This is a genomic window from Streptomyces sp. NPDC036984 (assembly GCF_055607665.1).
In genome coordinates this window covers 119,841-136,062 of record NZ_JBVJRL010000012.1, presented here as the reverse complement: position 1 = coordinate 136,062, position 16,222 = coordinate 119,841, and the positions used below count along the sequence as shown (strand labels likewise).

The following is a 16,222-nucleotide window of genomic DNA, read 5'->3' as shown; positions in this document are numbered from 1 at the left end:
GGGCGGGGCATGACGGCGGGGGTGTCCTGCGGTTATCGTCACAGCGGCGCGACTGGCCCCGACGTGTGCGGGGCCCGGAGAGCAAGGGGAAGACAAGGTGGCGGACGCTGGAGAGAACGAGACCCGTCGGGTGCTCGTCGCAGCGGACAAGTTCAAGGGCTCACTGACGGCCGTGCAGGTCGCCGAGCGGGTGACGGCCGGGCTGCGCCGGGTCGTGCCGGACCTTCAGGTCGAGGCGCTGCCCGTGGCCGACGGCGGCGACGGGACCGTGGACGCGGCCGTGGCGGCCGGCTTCGAACGACACGAGATCAGGGTCGCCGGACCGCTCGGCCAGGAGGTGACGGCCGCGTTCGCGTTGCGCGAGGGCACCGCGGTCGTGGAGATGGCCGAGGCGAGCGGACTCCAGCGCCTCCCGGCCGGGGTCTTCGCCCCCCTCACCGCCTCGACGTACGGCTCCGGGGAGCTGCTGCGCGCCGCGCTGGACGCGGGCGCGCGGACGATCGTGTTCGGCGTCGGCGGCAGCGCCACTACGGACGGCGGCGCGGGCATGCTGTCCGCGCTGGGCGCCCGGTTCCTGACCGAAGAGGGTGAGCCGGTGCCCCCGGGCGGCGGCGGGCTGGCCGCGCTGGCTCGCGCGGACCTCTCCGGCCTGGACCCGCGGCTGTCCTCGGTCGAGCTGGTACTCGCGAGCGATGTCGACAACCCGCTGACCGGGCCGAAGGGCGCGCCGGCGGTGTACGGCCCGCAGAAGGGCGCTTCGCCGGAGGACGTCGAGACGCTGGACGCGGCGCTGGCCCACTTCGCGAAGGTCCTGGAGGCCGAGGTCGGGCCGCGGGCGGCGGAGTACGCGGCGTCCGCGGGCGCGGGTGCCGCCGGCGGCATCGGGTACGGCGCTCTGCTGCTCGGGGCTCGGTTCCGGCCCGGCATCGAGGTCATGCTGGACGTCCTGGGCTTCGCGCCCGCCCTGGAACGGGCCTCGCTGGTCATCACCGGCGAAGGGTCGCTGGACGAGCAGACGCTGCACGGGAAGGCGCCGGCGGGGGTGGCCGCGGCGGCTCGCTCCGCGGGGAAGCCCGTGGTCGCGGTGTGCGGGCGGCTCGCTCTGCCCACGGAGGCGCTGCTGCGGGCCGGGATCTCCCAGGCCTACCCGCTGACGTCGGTCGAGCCGGACGTGGCCAAGTGCATCGCGGACGCCGGACCGATCCTGGAGCGGGTCGCGGCCCACATCGCCGAGAACCACCTGCACTGAGCCCCCCGGGGCTCCGCACCAGACCCCCTGCCCCCACCCACCCACCCACCCACCTCGGCCGACCGCAGGACTCCCGTCCCAGGCACCGCCCGTCACACGACTCCCATGGCGGCCGTCGTGACTCCCATGGCGGCCGTGGTGAGTCACACGGCGGCCGTGGCGAGCCACATGGCGGCCGTCGCGAGTCCCGCCGCGGCCGTCGCGCGTCTCCCCGTGGCTGCGCGTCCCACGGGTCCCGCCGCAGCCGTCGCGCGTCGCGCGAGTCCCGCCGCGGTCTCGGGCCGACTGCCCGGGCGGGCCGATTGTCCAGGCGGGCCGATTGCCCGGGCCGACTGCCCGGGGCGGCTGGTCGGGCCGATTGCCCGGGCCGCCTTCCCCCCTCGGGGTGGTCGGGACAGCGAAGGGCCCCGAACCCTTACCCGGGTTCGGGGCCCTTCGTACAAGCGCCGCTACGGCAACTGCGCCGCCCGTGCCTCACGGCTCTCGCGCCGGTTGTCACGGAAGGTGTTCACCCGGCGCGCCGTCGCGAACAGCGGGATGGTCGCCGCCATCACGATCTGCAGCGCGCAGCCCATCTGCAGCAGCACCTGGCCGCCCGGCGCGTCGAACGCCCACGCCGCCAGCAGGCCCATGGCCGAAACGATCCAGCCCAGCACCGCCGCCGCGAGGACGCCCCGCGGCTTCGGGTACTCCACCCGGCTCACCATCAGCCAGGCGGTACCGACGACCGCCAGCAGTGTCGCCTCGAACGGCAGCTCGAGCAGCACGATCGAGACGACCGTGAGTGCACCGAACGGCGAGGGCATGCCCTGGAACGTGCCGTCCTTCACGGTGACGCACGAGAAGCGGGCAAGCCGCAGCACCACCGCCAACAGCACCACGATCGCGCCCACCGCGGCGACACGCTCGTGCGCGTCCCTCGCGACCATGCCGTACACGAGCACGAAGTACGCGGGCGCCAGACCGAAGCTGATCAGGTCGGAGAGGTTGTCCAGCTCCGCACCCATCGGCGACGACCGCAGCTTGCGGGCCACGAGGCCGTCGAACAGGTCGAAGACCGCCGCGCACAGCATGAGTATCACGGCCGTGGCCGCGCTGTTGCGGGCCATGCCCGAGTCGTCGCCCGAGAGGTGCGGGATCAGGATGCCGGTGGTGGTGAAGTACACCGCCATGAAGCCGCACGTGGCGTTGCCCAGGGTGAGGGTGTCCGCTATCGACAGGCGGAGCGAGAGGGGCATCTCCTCCTCGTCGTCCGCCTCGTCGGCCTCGGGCACCCAGCCCGCCTGGGTCTCCGGATCAATCACGGTCAATGCGAGTCACCCCAGCCACGGTCTTCTGCCCGACCTCGACCGCGACCTCCACGCCCTCGGGCAGGTAGAGATCGACACGCGAGCCGAAGCGGATCAGACCGATCCGGTCGCCCTGCTCGACCTTCGTGCCCTCCGGGATGTAGGGCACGATGCGGCGGGCCACCGCGCCGGCGATCTGGATCATCTCGATGTCGCCGAGTTCGGTGTCGAAATGCCAGACTACGCGCTCGTTGTTCTCGCTTTCCTTGTTGAAAGCCGGAACGAAGCCGCCGGGGATGTGCTCGACCGACGTCACGGTGCCCGCGAGGGGCGCGCGGTTGACGTGGACGTTGAGCGGGCTCATGAAGATCGCGACGCGGGTGCGTCCGTCCTTCCACGGCATGATGCTCTGCACCACACCGTCGGCCGGCGAGATGACGCGGCCCTGGGCGATCTCGCGCTCGGGGTCGCGGAAGAACCACAGCATGCCCGCCGCGAGCGCGGTGGCGGGCACGGCGACGGCCTTGGCGACGCCCGAACGGCGAGCGCGGGCCAGGCTGAGGGCTGCGGTGGCGACGGTCGGGAGAAGCCACGGCGATGCTCCGCGCGCGAGGCGTGCGCCTACCAGGCTGTCGCGGTGTGCAGAGATTTGGCTGTGGGGCATGGATGACCTTCGTAGCGGATGATGCCGCGCTCTGACGGGGGACGGCGGCTTTCCGGGGATCGTACCGGTCGCGGGCTACAACTGGGCAAGCCAGTCAGCCGAGTCGGCGGCTGAAGACCGCCTACGGGGTGTGATCTTCTTCTCGGAGAAAACACCCCGTACCCGGACAATCAGCCCTGGAATCGATACTCTTCGAGCAGCCTGCGACCGATGATCATTTTCTGGATCTCGGCGGTACCTTCACCGATCAGCAGCATCGGAGCCTCGCGGTAGAGGCGCTCGATCTCGTACTCCTTGGAGAAGCCGTAGCCGCCGTGGATACGGAAGGCATCCTCCACGACCTCCTTGCAGTACTCGGAGGCGAGGTACTTCGCCATCCCGGCCTCGAGGTCGTTTCGCTCCCCGGAGTCCTTTTTGCGTGCCGCGTTGACCATCATGGCATGCGCGGCCTCGACCTTGGTAGCCATTTCGGCCAGCTTGAACTGGATGGCCTGGTGCTGGGCGATCGGCTTGCCGAAAGTGTGCCGCTGCTGGGCGTACCGGACGCCGAGTTCGAAGGCGCGCTGAGCGACGCCGCAGCCACGGGCCGCCACGTTGACCCGGCCGACCTCGACGCCGTCCATCATTTGGTAAAAACCTCGCCCGGTGACCCCGCCGAGCACCCGATCGGCCGGTAGGCGCAGGCCGTCCATGATGAGCTCGGTGGTGTCGACACCCTTGTAGCCCATCTTGTCGATCTTGCCGGGGATGGTGAGACCCGGGCGGACCTCGCCGAAGCCCGGCTCCTTCTCGACCAGGAAGGTGGTCATCGACTTGTGCGGGGCCGTGCCCTCGGGGTGTCCTTCGTCACTCCGGACGAGAACGGCCACCAGGGAGGAGGTGCCGCCGTTGGTCAGCCACATCTTCTGGCCGTTCAGGACGTACTCGTCGCCGTCCTTCACCGCCTTCGACGTGATGGCCGACACGTCGGAGCCCAGGCCCGGCTCCGACATCGAGAAGGCGCCCCGGATGTCGCCGGCCGCCATCCTGGGCAGGAAGTGGTCCTTCTGCTCCTGGGTGCCGTGCTGCTTGAGCATGTACGCGACGATGAAGTGGGTGTTGATGATGCCGGAGACCGACATCCAGCCGCGGGCGATCTCCTCCACGCACAGTGCGTAGGTGAGGAGCGACTCGCCCAGGCCCCCGTACTCCTCGGGGATCATCAGACCGAAGAGCCCGAGTTCCTTCAGGCCGTCCACGATCGCTTGCGGGTACTCGTCGCGGTGCTCCAGCTCGGTCGCGACAGGAATGATCTCTTTGTCGACAAAGTCCCGGACGGTGGAGAGGATCTCCTGCTGGACGTCGGTCAGACCGGCGGTCTGGGCGAGACGGGCCATCGTCACTTCTCCTGCTGCTTCAGCTCCGGGCGGCCCGGCTGTTCGCCGCCGCGCTCCTTGATGTACGTCTCGGTCGGCACCATCACCTTGCGGCGGAAGATGCACACCAGGGTGCCGTCCTGCTTGTAGCCCTTGGTCTCGACGTAGACGATCCCGCGGTCGTTCTTCGACTTGGACGGCCACTTGTCGAGCACGGTCGTCTCGCCGTAGATCGTGTCGCCGTGGAAGGTCGGCGCGACGTGCTTGAGCGACTCGATCTCCAGGTTGGCGATCGCCTTGCCGGAGATGTCCGGCACGCTCATGCCGAGCAGCAGGGAGTAGATGTAGTTGCCCACGACGACGTTCTTGCCGAAGTCCGTCGTCTTCTCCGCATAGTTCGTGTCCATGTGGAGCGGGTGGTGGTTCATGGTGAGGAGACAGAACAGGTGGTCGTCGTACTCCGTGACCGTCTTGCCCGGCCAGTGCTTGTACGTCGCCCCGACCTCGAACTCCTCGTAGGTGCGTCCGAACTGCATGGCCCTACGCCTCCGGGATCTCGAACTTGCTGGTGCGCTGCATGCCGGCGGCGCGGCCCTTGCCGGAGATGACCAGGGCCATCTTGCGGCTGGCCTCGTCGATCATCTCGTCGCCGAGCATCGCGGAGCCCTTCTTGCCGCCCGCCTCGGACGTGTAGTAGTCGTACGCGTCCAGGATCAGCTCGGCGTGGTCGTAGTCCTCCTGGGAGGGGGAGAAGATCTCGTTGGACGCCTCGACCTGGCCCGGGTGCAGCACCCACTTGCCGTCGAAGCCGAGGGCGGCGGCGCGCTGGGCGACCTCGCGGTAGCCGTCGATGTTGCGGATCTGCAGGTAGGGACCGTCGATCGCCTGGAGGTTGTTGGCGCGGGCGGCCATCAGGATCTTCATCAGGATGTAGTGGTAGGCGTCCGCCGGGTAGCCGGGCGGCTGCTCGCCCACGACGAGCGACTTCATGTTGATCGACGCCATGAAGTCGGCCGGGCCGAAGATGATCGTCTCGACGCGCGGGGAGGCCTGCGCGATCGCGTTGACGTTGTTCAGGCCCTGCGCGTTCTCGATCTGCGCCTCGATGCCGATCTTGCCGACCTCGAAGCCCATGGTCTTCTCGATCTGGGTGAGCAGCAGGTCCAGCGCGACGACCTGCTCGGCGTTCTGCACCTTCGGCAGCATGATGCAGTCGAGGTTCTGGCCGGCGCCCTCGACGACCGTGACGACGTCCCGGTACGTCCACTCGGTGGTCCAGTCGTTGACCCGGACCACCCGGGTCTTGCCGGTCCAGTCGCCCTCGTTGAGGAACTTGACGATGGTGTGCCGCGCCTCGGGCTTGGCGAGGGGCGCACAGGCGTCCTCCAGGTCGAGGAAGACCTGGTCCGCCGGGAGGCCCTGCGCCTTCTCCAGGAAGCGCGGGTTGCTGCCCGGCACGGCCAGGCAGGAGCGCCGCGGGCGAAGGCGGTTGACGGTCGTCATGCGGGGACCTCCAGGGGGTCGAGCTTGTTCGCTTTCCGGATCTCGTCCACGATGCGGCCGATGATTCCGGTGATGTCGAAGTCCTTCGGGGTGAACACCGCGGCCACTCCGGCGGCCCTGAGCTGTTCGGCGTCACCGTTCGGGATGATGCCACCTGCGATCACGGGTATATCTGTGGCACCGGCCACACGCAGCCGCTGGAGGACGTCCGGGACCAGCTGGGCGTGCGAGCCGGAGAGGATCGACAGGCCCACGGCGTGCACGTCCTCGGCCAGGGCCGCGTCCACGATCTGCTCGGGCGTCAGCCGGATGCCCTGGTAGACCACCTCGAAGCCGGCGTCGCGGGCGCGCACGGCGATCTGCTCGGCGCCGTTGGAGTGCCCGTCCAGGCCCGGCTTGCCGACCAGGAAGCGCAGCTTGCCGACGCCCAGGTCGCGGGCGGTGGCGTCGACCTTGGCGCGGACCTCCGCAAGGGCGGAGCCGGCCTCGGCGGGGATGGCCACCGGCGCGGAGGAGACCCCGGTGGGCGCCCGGTACTCGCCGAACACCTCGCGCAGGGCACCCGCCCACTCGCCGGTGGTGACCCCGGCGCGGGCGCACTCCAGCGTGGCCTCCATCAGGTTGTCGGTGCCCTTCGCGGCCTCCTTCAGCCGCTCCAGCGCCTTGCACGGGCGCGGGTGGTTGAAGGGCGGCTGGTAGCGGGTGTCCCGCCAGCCCTGAAGGGCCTCGACCACCCGGGCCTCGACCGCCGGGTCCACCGTCTGGATCGCGGTGTCCAGGTCGGCCGTCAGCGGGTTCGGCTCGGTGCCCTCGAAGATGTTGACACCGATGATCTTCTCCTGGCCGGACTCGATCCGGGCCCGGCGCTCGGCGTGCGAGGCGACCAGCTGGGACTTCAGGTAGCCGGACTCCACGGCGGCCATCGCGCCGCCCATCTCCTGGATGCGGTCGATCTCGGCGAGGACGTCCTCGACCAGCGCGTCCACCTTCGCCTCGATCACCTTCGAGCCCTCGAAGATGTCGTCGTACTCCAGCAGATCGCTCTCGTAGGCGAGCACCTGCTGGATGCGCAGGCTCCACTGCTGGTCCCACGGGCGGGGCAGGCCGAGGGCCTCGTTCCAGGCGGGCAGCTGCACGGCACGCGCGCGCGCGTCCTTGGAGAGGGTCACGGCCAGCATCTCCAGGACGATCCGCTGGACGTTGTTCTCCGGCTGCGCCTCGGTCAGGCCGAGCGAGTTGACCTGGACGCCGTAGCGGAAGCGGCGCTGCTTGGGGTTCTCGATGCCGTACCGCTCGCGCGTGATCTTGTCCCAGATGCGGCCGAACGCCCGCATCTTGCACATCTCCTCGATGAAGCGGACGCCCGCGTTCACGAAGAAGGAGATGCGGGCCACCACATCGCCCATGCGCTCCTGCGGCACCTGGCCGGAGTCGCGCACGGCGTCCAGTACGGCGATCGCGGTGGACATCGCGTACGCGATCTCCTGCACCGGCGTGGCCCCGGCCTCCTGCAGGTGGTAGCTGCAGATGTTGATCGGGTTCCACTTCGGCATGTGGGAGACCGTGTACGCGATCATGTCCGTCGTCAGGCGGAGCGAGGGTCCCGGCGGGAAGACGTGCGTCCCGCGGGACAGGTACTCCTTGACGATGTCGTTCTGGGTCGTGCCCTGGAGCTTGGTGATGTCCGCGCCGTGCTCCTCGGCGACGACCTGGTAGAGCGCCAGCAGCCACATGGCGGTGGCGTTGATCGTCATCGAGGTGTTCATCTGCTCCAGGGGGATGTCCTGGAACAGCCGGCGCATGTCACCGAGGTGTGCGACGGGCACACCGACCCGGCCGACCTCGCCGCGGGCGAGGATGTGGTCGGGGTCGTAGCCGGTCTGCGTCGGCAGGTCGAACGCCACCGACAGACCCGTCTGACCCTTGGCGAGGTTGCGCCGGTACAACTCGTTGGACGCCTCGGCCGTGGAGTGGCCGGCATACGTCCGCATGAGCCACGGACGGTCCTTCTGACGCTCTGTCATCTATGGCCCTCAGATGTTCCGGAAGCGGTTGATGGCGTCGATGTGCTTCGCGCGCATCTCCTCGTCGCGCACGCCCAGACCCTCCTCGGGAGCCAGGCAGAGGACGCCGACCTTGCCCTGGTGCAGGTTGCGGTGGACGTCGTAGGCGGCCTGGCCGGTGTCCTCCAGCGAGTACACCTTCGACAGGGTCGGGTGGATCTTGCCCTTGGCGATCAGGCGGTTGGCCTCCCACGCCTCGCGGTAGTTGGCGAAGTGCGAGCCGATGATCCGCTTCAGCGACATCCACAGGTAGCGGTTGTCGTACTCGTGCATGTAGCCCGAGGTCGAGGCGCAGGTGGTGATCGTGCCGCCCTTGCGGGTGACGTAGACGCTCGCGCCGAAGGTCTCGCGGCCGGGGTGCTCGAAGACGATGTCGATGTCCTCGCCGCCGGTGAGCTCGCGGATGCGCTTGCCGAAGCGCTTCCACTCCTTCGGGTCCTGGGTCTGCTCGTCCTTCCAGAACTTGTAGCCCTCGGCGCTGCGGTCGATGATCGCCTCGGCACCCATCGAGCGGCAGATGTCCGCCTTCTGCTCGCTGGAGACGACGCAGATCGGGTTGGCGCCACCGGCCAGCGCGAACTGGGTGGCGTAGGATCCCAGGCCGCCGCTGGCGCCCCAGATGAGCACGTTGTCGCCCTGCTTCATGCCGGCGCCGTTGCGGGAGACCAGCTGGCGGTAGGCGGTGGAGTTCACCAGGCCCGGCGCGGCGGCCTCCTCCCAGCTGAGGTGGGCCGGCTTCGGCATCAGCTGGTTGGACTTGACCAGCGCGATCTCCGCGAGGCCGCCGAAGTTGGTCTCGAAGCCCCAGATGCGCTGCTCGGGGTCGAGCATGGTGTCGTTGTGGCCGTCGGAGGACTCCAGCTCGACGGACAGACAGTGGGCGACGACCTCGTCACCCGGCTTCCAGGCGTTCACGCCCGGGCCGGTGCGCAGGACCACGCCCGCGAGGTCGGAGCCGATGATGTGGTACGGCAGGTCGTGGCGCTTGGCCAGCTCGTTGGTGCGGCCGTAGCGCTCCAGGAACCCGAAGGTGGACAGCGGCTCGAAGATCGAGGTCCACACCGAGTTGTAGTTGACCGAGGAGGCCATGACGGCCACCAGGGCCTCGCCCGGGCCCAGTTCGGGCACCGGCACCTCGTCCAGGTGGATCGACTTGCGCGGGTCCTTGTCGCGGGTCGCCAGGCCCGCGAACATCTCCGTCTCGTCCTTGTGCACGGTGATCGCACGGTACGACTCGGGGATCGGCAGGGCGGCGAAGTCGGCGGGCGTGGCGTCCTTCGACTGGATCGCGTCCAGGATGTCCTTCACGGTCACGGTGTTGCCTCCGGCGGTGAGCGCCCTGAGGGAGGGGCGCTGAGGGTTCGTCGGTGCTGCGATGAGTGCTGCTGAGGGTTTTCGGGGTGTGCCGTCGGTTCGGCTCGGTGGTGCTTCGGCAGCGCTTTGTGGCGCGGGAGGGTGCCTGTGACGCAGGCGTCCGGGCGCGCAGGCGTGGGCTTGCGGGGACAGCCGGCGAGCGAATGGTCTCTGCTCGCCGACCGCCCGGACACCTTCAACGTATGACACCGCGTGTCAGGTGACAAGGCACTGAGTGCCAGAACTTGCTCTCAGATGAAATCTTTACGTAACAAATGAGCGATGATCGATCGAACGGCTCCTGGAATCTCCTCGAAAACGGCCCCTGACATGCCAAAACGGCCACCCCGAAGGGTGGCCGTCGTCACAGGGCGAGCGGAGCCGTCAGCGCTCCTTCAGCGCCTCCTCGATGGTCCGCATGACCTCGTCCAGTGGAGCATCGGTACGGGCGACCGTCACCAGCACCTCGCCGTGCGCGGAGGCCGTCGCCGCTGCGGGCGCGGCGGCCGGCCGGCCGGCGGAGCCGCGGCCGGCCCCGATACCGGTGCCGAACGTCTTGCGCACGATCGCGAAGGCGTGGTCCAGCTGCGCCTCCACGTCCCCCTGGCCGCCCGCCCGCAGCCAGCGCCTGAGGACGTGGTTGTGGGCGGTGACCACGGCGGAGGCGGCGACCTCGGCCAGCAGCGGGTCGTCGTTGGCGTCGTCGGCGTGCGCGTGCTCGTCGAAGTGCCCGAGCAGATAACGGGTGAACAGGCGCTCGTAGCGGGCGACGGAGGCGATCTCGGCCTCGCGCAGGGTGGGCACCTCGCGCGTGAGCTTGTAACGGGCTACCGAGATCTCCGGGCGGGCCGCGTACATCTTCATGACTTCCTTGATGCCGCGGCACACGGTGTCGAGCGGGTGCTCGTGCGCGGGGGCGGCGTTGAGGACCGCCTCCGCGCGGATCAGCGTGTCGTCGTGGTCCGGGAAGATCGCCTCTTCCTTGGAGCGGAAGTGACGGAAGAACGTGCGGCGGGCGACCCCGGCGGCCGCCGCGATCTCGTCGACGGTGGTGGCCTCGTACCCCTTGGTCGCGAACAGCTCCATGGCTGCTGCCGCCAGTTCTCGGCGCATTTTGAGCCGCTGGGCGGCGGCGCGACTGCCTGCGGCACTTTCCGGCGCGTCGGGCGTAGCTGGTGTACGTGAGGACTTGGCGGGCTGGGACATGACCCGAACGTACTGCATGCGCCCAGCTCGGTGCGCAGGTCCGGGGTGTCCCCCGCCCGTGGAGGGCGGGGGACCACCGGGCCGGGCGGGCGGGGGAGAGCCGCCCGGCCCGAGCAGTCCGCCCCAGTCCGTCTCCGTCCGGAACCAGTCGCCGACGCCGTCAGCGGCGGGCATACTCGCGGAAACCGCGGCCCGTCTTGCGGCCGAGGCAGCCCGCGGCCACCAGGTGCTCCAGGAGCGGCGCGGGGGCGAGGCCGGGGTCGCGGAACTCGCGGTGCAGCACCTTCTCGATGGCCAGCGAGACGTCCAGGCCGACCACGTCCAGCAGTTCGAACGGGCCCATCGGGTAGCCGCCGCCGAGCTTCATCGCCGCGTCGATGTCGTCGAGCGACGCGTAGTGCTCCTGCACCATCTTGATCGCGTTGTTGAGATACGGGAACAGCAGCGCGTTGACGATGAATCCGGCCCGGTCGCCGCAGTCCACGGCATGCTTGCGGATCTTGGCGCAGACGTCGCGGACGGTCGCGTGCACGTCGTCGGCCGTCAGGACCGTGCGGACCACCTCGACCAGCTTCATGGCCGGCGCCGGGTTGAAGAAGTGCATGCCGATCACGTCCTGCGGGCGCGAGGTGGCGCGGGCGCAGGCGACGACGGGCAGCGACGAGGTGGTGGTGGCCAGCACCGCGCCCGGCTTGCAGACCTTGTCCAGGGCCGCGAACAGCTGCCGCTTGACCTCCAGGTCCTCCGCGACCGCCTCGACGGCCAGGTCGACGTCCGCGAACGCGTCGTAGGAACCGGCCGGGGTGATCAGGTCCAGGGTCCGGGCGGCGGCCTCGGCGGTCAGCCGGCCCTTGTCGACGGAGCGGGCGAGCGACTTGCCGATCCGGGCCTTGGCCGCCTGGGCCTTCTCCTCGCTGCGGGCGGCCAGGACCACCTCGTAGCCGGCCTTGGCGAACACCTCGGCGATGCCGGAGGCCATGGTGCCGGAGCCGGCGACGCCGACCGAGCGGACCTCCCGGCCCGGGGTGAGCGCATCGCCCGCCGCCGGGGTCAGCGCGTCCGGCACGACCGTGGCGCTGCCCGGTGCCTCGTAGGTGTAGAAGCCGCGCCCGGACTTGCGACCGGTCAGGCCCGCCTCGCTGAGCTGCTTCAGGATCGGGGCGGGCGCGTGCAGCCGGTCCCGGGACTCGGCGTACATGGCTTCCAGGACCGTACGCGCGGTGTCGACGCCGATCAGGTCCAGCAGGGCGAGCGGGCCCATCGGCAGGCCGCAGCCGAGCCGCATGGCGGCGTCGATGTCCTCGCGGGAGGCGTACTTCGCCTCGTACATCGCCGCGGCCTGGTTCAGGTAGCCGAAGAGCAGCCCGTCCGCGACGAAGCCCGGGCGGTCGCCGACCGCGACCGGCTCCTTGCCCAGCTCGATCGCGAGCTCGGTGACGGCGGCGACGGCCCCCGGCGCGGTCAGCACCGAGGAGACGACCTCCACCAGCCGCATCGCCGGGGCCGGGTTGAAGAAGTGCAGGCCGAGCACGCGCTCGGGGCGGGCCGAGTCGGCGGCCAGCCGGGTCACGGACAGCGCGTTGGTGCCGGTCGCGAGGATCGTCTCCGGGCGGACGATGCCGTCCAGCGCCCGGAAGATCTGCTGCTTGATCTCGTACGACTCCGGAGCCACCTCGATGACGAGGTCGGCCTCGGCCGCCGCGGCCAGGTCGGTGGCGGTGCGGACGCGGGCCAGTGCCCCGGCGCGCTCCTCCTCGGTGAGCCGGCCGCGCGCCACGGCGCGGGCGGTGGCGGCCTCCAGGGTGGCGAGCGCCTTCGCGGTCTGCGCCTCGCTGATGTCGATGCCGATCACCTCGCGGCCGGCCTTCGCGAGGACCTCGGTGATGCCGGTGCCCATGGTGCCGAGGCCGACGACGGCGATCGTCTTGAGCGGGGACAGCGGGGACAGAGGGGTGTCGGACAGGGGAGTGGCCATCGCGGGACTCCAGGAATGAGGGTGACGACGAGGAGCGCGCCGGGTGCGCCGGAAGACGCACCGCGGTGCGGGGAAATGAGTGCGGGTGTTGCCGGGCTGCGAGCGCACACGCCCGGTGCTGCCGGTGCCACGGGCGTGCACACGCCCGGCAACGGCGGAACTTCCGACCGGCTCTGTCCCGAAGCCAGGTCGTACTGCGGCACACGAGATGCCGAACCGACTGCTCTCCCACTGCCGCGAAGGCGTGGGAGGTGGTCCCCAACGACGGCCGCGTCACCAAACCGTCGCCAGTGGATGTGCGAGAGGGTTACTCGCTCGTCTGAGCTTAACCGGCGGGTAACGAGCGCGCCAGTCCCTCGCGGGAAGCCGACTTTGTGATGTGCCTCCCTCGGTCGCCGCGACCCGCCTACGCTGAGGCCCGTGGACGAAGAGTTGCGATCGCTCACGGAGCGCTTACGGCAGGAGTCGGGCGGCTCGGCGGCGTTCGACCGCCTGCTGGCGACCGAGGACCACGACGCCCTGGCGGAGGTGCTCACCGCGCCGGGACAGCCGCTCTGGGCCAGGGAACTGGCCGCGTTCCGCCTCGGCCGCGCGGGCGACCGGCGCGCCTTCGAGTCCCTGGTGCTGCTCCTCAACCACCGCGACCCGCCCCGCTGCGCCTCCGCCGCGCACGCCCTGGCCCGCCTCGACGACCCGCGCACGGCCCGGGCCGCCGCCGCCCTCGCCACCAACGAACTCCGCGTCGCCTACGCCCTGCACCCGGTACGGCTCCTGGTCGTCCTGCGCGCCCCCGAGTCCGTGCCCGCGCTGATCACCACCCTGGAGCGGCGGCTGCGCCCGCACGACCCCTACCGCAGGGTCGCCCTCGCCTGCGTCGAGGGCCTGGGCGCGCTCGGCGACGCCCGCGCCCGGCGGGTCCTGAGCGAGGCCCTGGCCCACCCGGCACTTGCGGAGGCGGCGGTGCACGCGCTGGCGCGGATCCCGCAGCAGCAGCCGGGGTGACGCCCGGTCAGCCGCGCAGACTCCTCACGTACCGCACCTCGGGCACCGGCACGCCGCCCGCCTCGAAGGGCTCCTCGGCGCCGTCGGCCCGGAACCCCGCGCGCTCGTAGAAGCGGCGGGCGGGGGCGTTGTCCTTGAGAACCCACAGCAGCATGCGGGGAGACCCCGGGCACCGCTCGACCGACGCGGCCAGCAACGCTCGCCCGATCCCGCCGCCGAGGTGGGCCGGGTCGACGTAGATCGCGTAGAGCTCGGCGTCTTCCGTGCGGGTGTCACCGTCCCGGTACGGCCCGCAAGCCGCCCACCCGACGACCCTGCCGCCCCGCTCGGCGACCAGGTTCACCACCGGACCGTCGCCCTGCCCCAACCGGGCCCGCCGCCGCTCGGCATCCGCCGTGACGCTGAGCCCGTCGAGATACGGCTGGGGCATGAGCCCTCGGTAGGCGTGCTGCCAGCCGCGGATCCGGATCTCGGAGACGCGGTCGCAGTCGGCGAGCCGCATCTCCCGGACCGTCGGGGCCCTCACGCGAGCACCTGCCCGGCCCGGGCCGCCGGATCGCCCGCCCCGGCCGGCTTCCCGTCCTCGTCGAGCGTGAGCCGGCCGGAGACCGCGACGAGTCGGCCGGTCGCGGTCACCATCGGGGTTCCCCCTGTTCGAGGGAAGCCGAGCACGTGAGGGAGGGTGCCCTGGGCGGCGGGGATCAGCCCGTCGGTGGCGGCGATGCGGGTCCGTTCGCTCATGCGTACATCGTGGACCACCCCACGGACAACGCTCGTGCGAGCCGGGCCGGTTGCCTAGGGGGCTTCGTTTGGATCAGCCCGGGTCCGCGACGCCCGGCACGGCACCTCGCCGCGTTGTCGGACCACCCGAGTACGCCCAGTACGCGGGTGATCCTCCGCCTTGCGATGCACCGCACCATGCGCCGCGGCCTGATCCGACCTGATCCAAACGAAACCCCCTAGTGGCGGAAGCCCAGCATGCCGTGCAGGGTCGAACCGCGGGGCGCCGTCGACGCCGACTTCCCCTTCAGCGGCTTCGGATCCGGCGACTTCGCACAGACCGCGTCGGCCGGGCCGGCACCCCGCGGCACCTTGCCGCTGCTCAGGTACGCGGCCAGGTGCCCGTCCAGGCACTTGTTGCCGCTCAGCGTGATGCCGTGGTTGCCGCCGCCCTCCTCGACCACCAGGCTGGAGCGGGCCAGCAGCCGGTGGACCGTGGCGCCCCCGGCGTACGGGGTGGCCGCGTCGTCGGTGGCCTGGAAGAGCAGCGCCGGCGGCAGCTTGCCGTTGGCGACGTTCACCTGCTGCCGCGCGGGCGTCGGCCAGAACGCACAGGGCGCGTTGTACCAGGTGTTGCTCCAGGTCATGAAGCGCGACTTGGCGTACGCCTCCCAGGCGTCCGCGCGCCACCGGTTCCAGCTGCGCGGCCAGGCGGCGTCACGGCACTGCACGGCCGTGTACACGCTGTAGCCGTTGTCGCCCGAGGCGTCCACGGCGGCGAGGTCCTCGTACGCCTCCACCAGCGGCCCGGTGTCCTTGTGGTGGACGTAGGCCGCGAACGCCTCGGCGAGGTAGGGCCAGTAGCCGTTGTAGTAGCCGCCGGGCACGAAGGTGTCCTCCAGCTCGGCGGCGCCGACCTTGCCGCCGGCCGGCTTCCTCGCCAGGGCCGCCCGCATCGCGTACCAGCGGGCCTCGATCCTCTCGGGGTCCTTGCCGAGCCCGTACCGGGCGTCGTGCTTGGCGATCCAGGCCATCAGCGCGCGGTGGCGGTCGTTGAAGGCGTGGTCCTGGCCGAGGTTGTCCTCGTACCAGACGCCGGTCGGATCGACGATCGAGTCCAGCACCAGGCGGTGCACCCGCTGTGGGAACAGCTTCGCGTAGACCGCGCCGAGGTAGGTGCCGTAGGAGTACCCGAAGTAGCTGATCCTCGGCGCGCCGAGGGCCCGGCGCACGGCCTCCAGGTCGCGGGCCGCGCTGACGGTGTCCATATAGGGCAGGACGTCGGCGTACTTCCGGCCGCAGGCTGCGGCGAAGGACTTGGCGCGGTCGAGGTTCGCCCGCTCCAGCGCGGGGGTGGCCGGCACGGAGTCCGGGCGGCGCGGCTTGAAGTGGTGGGGCGCGCAGTTCAGGGCGGGCGTGCTCCGCCCGACCCCGCGCGGGTCGAAGCCGATGACGTCGTACCGGGCGGCCACGCTCTTCGGCAGCGCGGAGGACACGAACCCGGCGAGCCTCAGCCCGCTGCCGCCCGGGCCGCCGGGGTTGACCAGCAGCGGGCCCTCGGAGCGCCGCGCGGTGTGCGGGACCCGGGACAGGGCGAGCGTGATCTGCCGGCCCGACGGGTGCGCGTGGTCCAACGGCACCTTCAGGGACGCGCACTGGAGCCGGGGATGGTCGGTGGTGCCGCACTTCTTCCAGGCGAGCTTCGGCACGGACGCGGTGCCGTACGCCTGGGCGGGATGGGCGGTGAGCGAGCCCGCCACCACGGCGGCGGCCGCGCACAGCACGGCTGCGCGTGTTCTCATACGGGTCCTCCCGGGACGGAGGTTTCGGCGAACCGCGAGGC

The 16,222-nt window shown here is 70.8% G+C and carries 14 protein-coding genes; 2 read left to right on the top strand and 12 right to left on the bottom strand.

Annotation, left to right across the window (positions count from 1 at the left end):
* The first annotated feature begins 97 nt into the window (after positions 1–97).
* Positions 98–1,249 carry a glycerate kinase gene (locus tag ACZ7DL_RS22560; RefSeq protein ID WP_470776339.1) on the top strand — a complete coding sequence of 384 codons (1,152 nt, stop codon included), beginning with the start codon at positions 98–100 and terminating at the stop codon, positions 1,247–1,249.
* A gap of 449 nt (positions 1,250–1,698) precedes the next feature.
* On the opposite strand, the gene pssA is transcribed toward ACZ7DL_RS22560, so the two are convergent.
* From pssA to ACZ7DL_RS22515, 9 genes are all read right to left on the bottom strand, one after another.
* Positions 1,699–2,559 carry a CDP-diacylglycerol--serine O-phosphatidyltransferase gene (gene pssA / locus ACZ7DL_RS22555; protein ID WP_468381940.1) on the bottom strand — a complete coding sequence of 287 codons (861 nt, stop codon included), beginning with the start codon at positions 2,557–2,559 and terminating at the stop codon, positions 1,699–1,701.
* A complete protein-coding gene (locus ACZ7DL_RS22550; RefSeq protein ID WP_470776337.1) occupies positions 2,546–3,202 on the bottom strand; it encodes a phosphatidylserine decarboxylase in 657 nt (218 codons plus the stop codon). The genes pssA and ACZ7DL_RS22550 overlap by 14 nt, the downstream gene beginning before the upstream one ends.
* A gap of 170 nt (positions 3,203–3,372) precedes the next feature.
* Positions 3,373–4,578, bottom strand: coding sequence for an acyl-CoA dehydrogenase family protein (locus tag ACZ7DL_RS22545; protein WP_470776335.1), 1,206 nt, complete (start codon positions 4,576–4,578; stop codon positions 3,373–3,375).
* A gap of 2 nt (positions 4,579–4,580) precedes the next feature.
* Positions 4,581–5,093 (bottom strand): MaoC family dehydratase, encoded by a 513-nt coding sequence (locus ACZ7DL_RS22540; RefSeq protein WP_470776333.1) that lies wholly within the window; start codon positions 5,091–5,093, stop codon positions 4,581–4,583.
* A gap of 4 nt (positions 5,094–5,097) precedes the next feature.
* Positions 5,098–6,060 (bottom strand): HpcH/HpaI aldolase/citrate lyase family protein, encoded by a 963-nt coding sequence (locus tag ACZ7DL_RS22535; RefSeq protein WP_208897818.1) that lies wholly within the window; start codon positions 6,058–6,060, stop codon positions 5,098–5,100.
* Positions 6,057–8,084 (bottom strand): protein meaA, encoded by a 2,028-nt coding sequence (locus ACZ7DL_RS22530; protein WP_470776332.1) that lies wholly within the window; start codon positions 8,082–8,084, stop codon positions 6,057–6,059. Before ACZ7DL_RS22530 ends, ACZ7DL_RS22535 begins: the two co-directional genes overlap by 4 nt.
* A 9-nt stretch (positions 8,085–8,093) precedes the next feature.
* A complete protein-coding gene (gene ccrA / locus ACZ7DL_RS22525) occupies positions 8,094–9,431 on the bottom strand; it encodes a crotonyl-CoA carboxylase/reductase (protein WP_470776535.1) in 1,338 nt (445 codons plus the stop codon).
* A gap of 429 nt (positions 9,432–9,860) precedes the next feature.
* Positions 9,861–10,700: a TetR family transcriptional regulator gene (locus ACZ7DL_RS22520; protein WP_470776331.1), complete on the bottom strand. Its 840-nt coding sequence runs from the start codon at positions 10,698–10,700 to the stop codon at positions 9,861–9,863.
* A 142-nt stretch (positions 10,701–10,842) separates the two neighbouring features.
* Positions 10,843–12,657 (bottom strand): 3-hydroxyacyl-CoA dehydrogenase family protein, encoded by a 1,815-nt coding sequence (locus ACZ7DL_RS22515; RefSeq protein WP_470776329.1) that lies wholly within the window; start codon positions 12,655–12,657, stop codon positions 10,843–10,845.
* A 420-nt stretch (positions 12,658–13,077) separates the two neighbouring features.
* Here ACZ7DL_RS22515 and ACZ7DL_RS22510 point away from each other — a divergent pair, with 420 nt between their 5' ends.
* Positions 13,078–13,659, top strand: coding sequence for an adenylosuccinate lyase (locus ACZ7DL_RS22510; RefSeq protein ID WP_470776327.1), 582 nt, complete (start codon positions 13,078–13,080; stop codon positions 13,657–13,659).
* Between the two features lie 7 nt (positions 13,660–13,666).
* On the opposite strand, the gene ACZ7DL_RS22505 is transcribed toward ACZ7DL_RS22510, so the two are convergent.
* From ACZ7DL_RS22505 to ACZ7DL_RS22495, 3 genes are all read right to left on the bottom strand, one after another.
* Entirely contained in the window at positions 13,667–14,161 is a 495-nt protein-coding gene (locus ACZ7DL_RS22505) for a GNAT family N-acetyltransferase (protein ID WP_470776532.1), read from the bottom strand.
* Between the two features lie 20 nt (positions 14,162–14,181).
* Positions 14,182–14,400, bottom strand: coding sequence for a hypothetical protein (locus tag ACZ7DL_RS22500; RefSeq protein ID WP_470776325.1), 219 nt, complete (start codon positions 14,398–14,400; stop codon positions 14,182–14,184).
* 218 nt (positions 14,401–14,618) lie between these two features.
* On the bottom strand, positions 14,619–16,181 hold the full coding sequence (locus ACZ7DL_RS22495) for an alpha/beta hydrolase (RefSeq protein WP_470776323.1): 1,563 nt from the start codon (positions 16,179–16,181) through the stop codon (positions 14,619–14,621).
* Positions 16,182–16,222 lie beyond the last annotated feature (41 nt).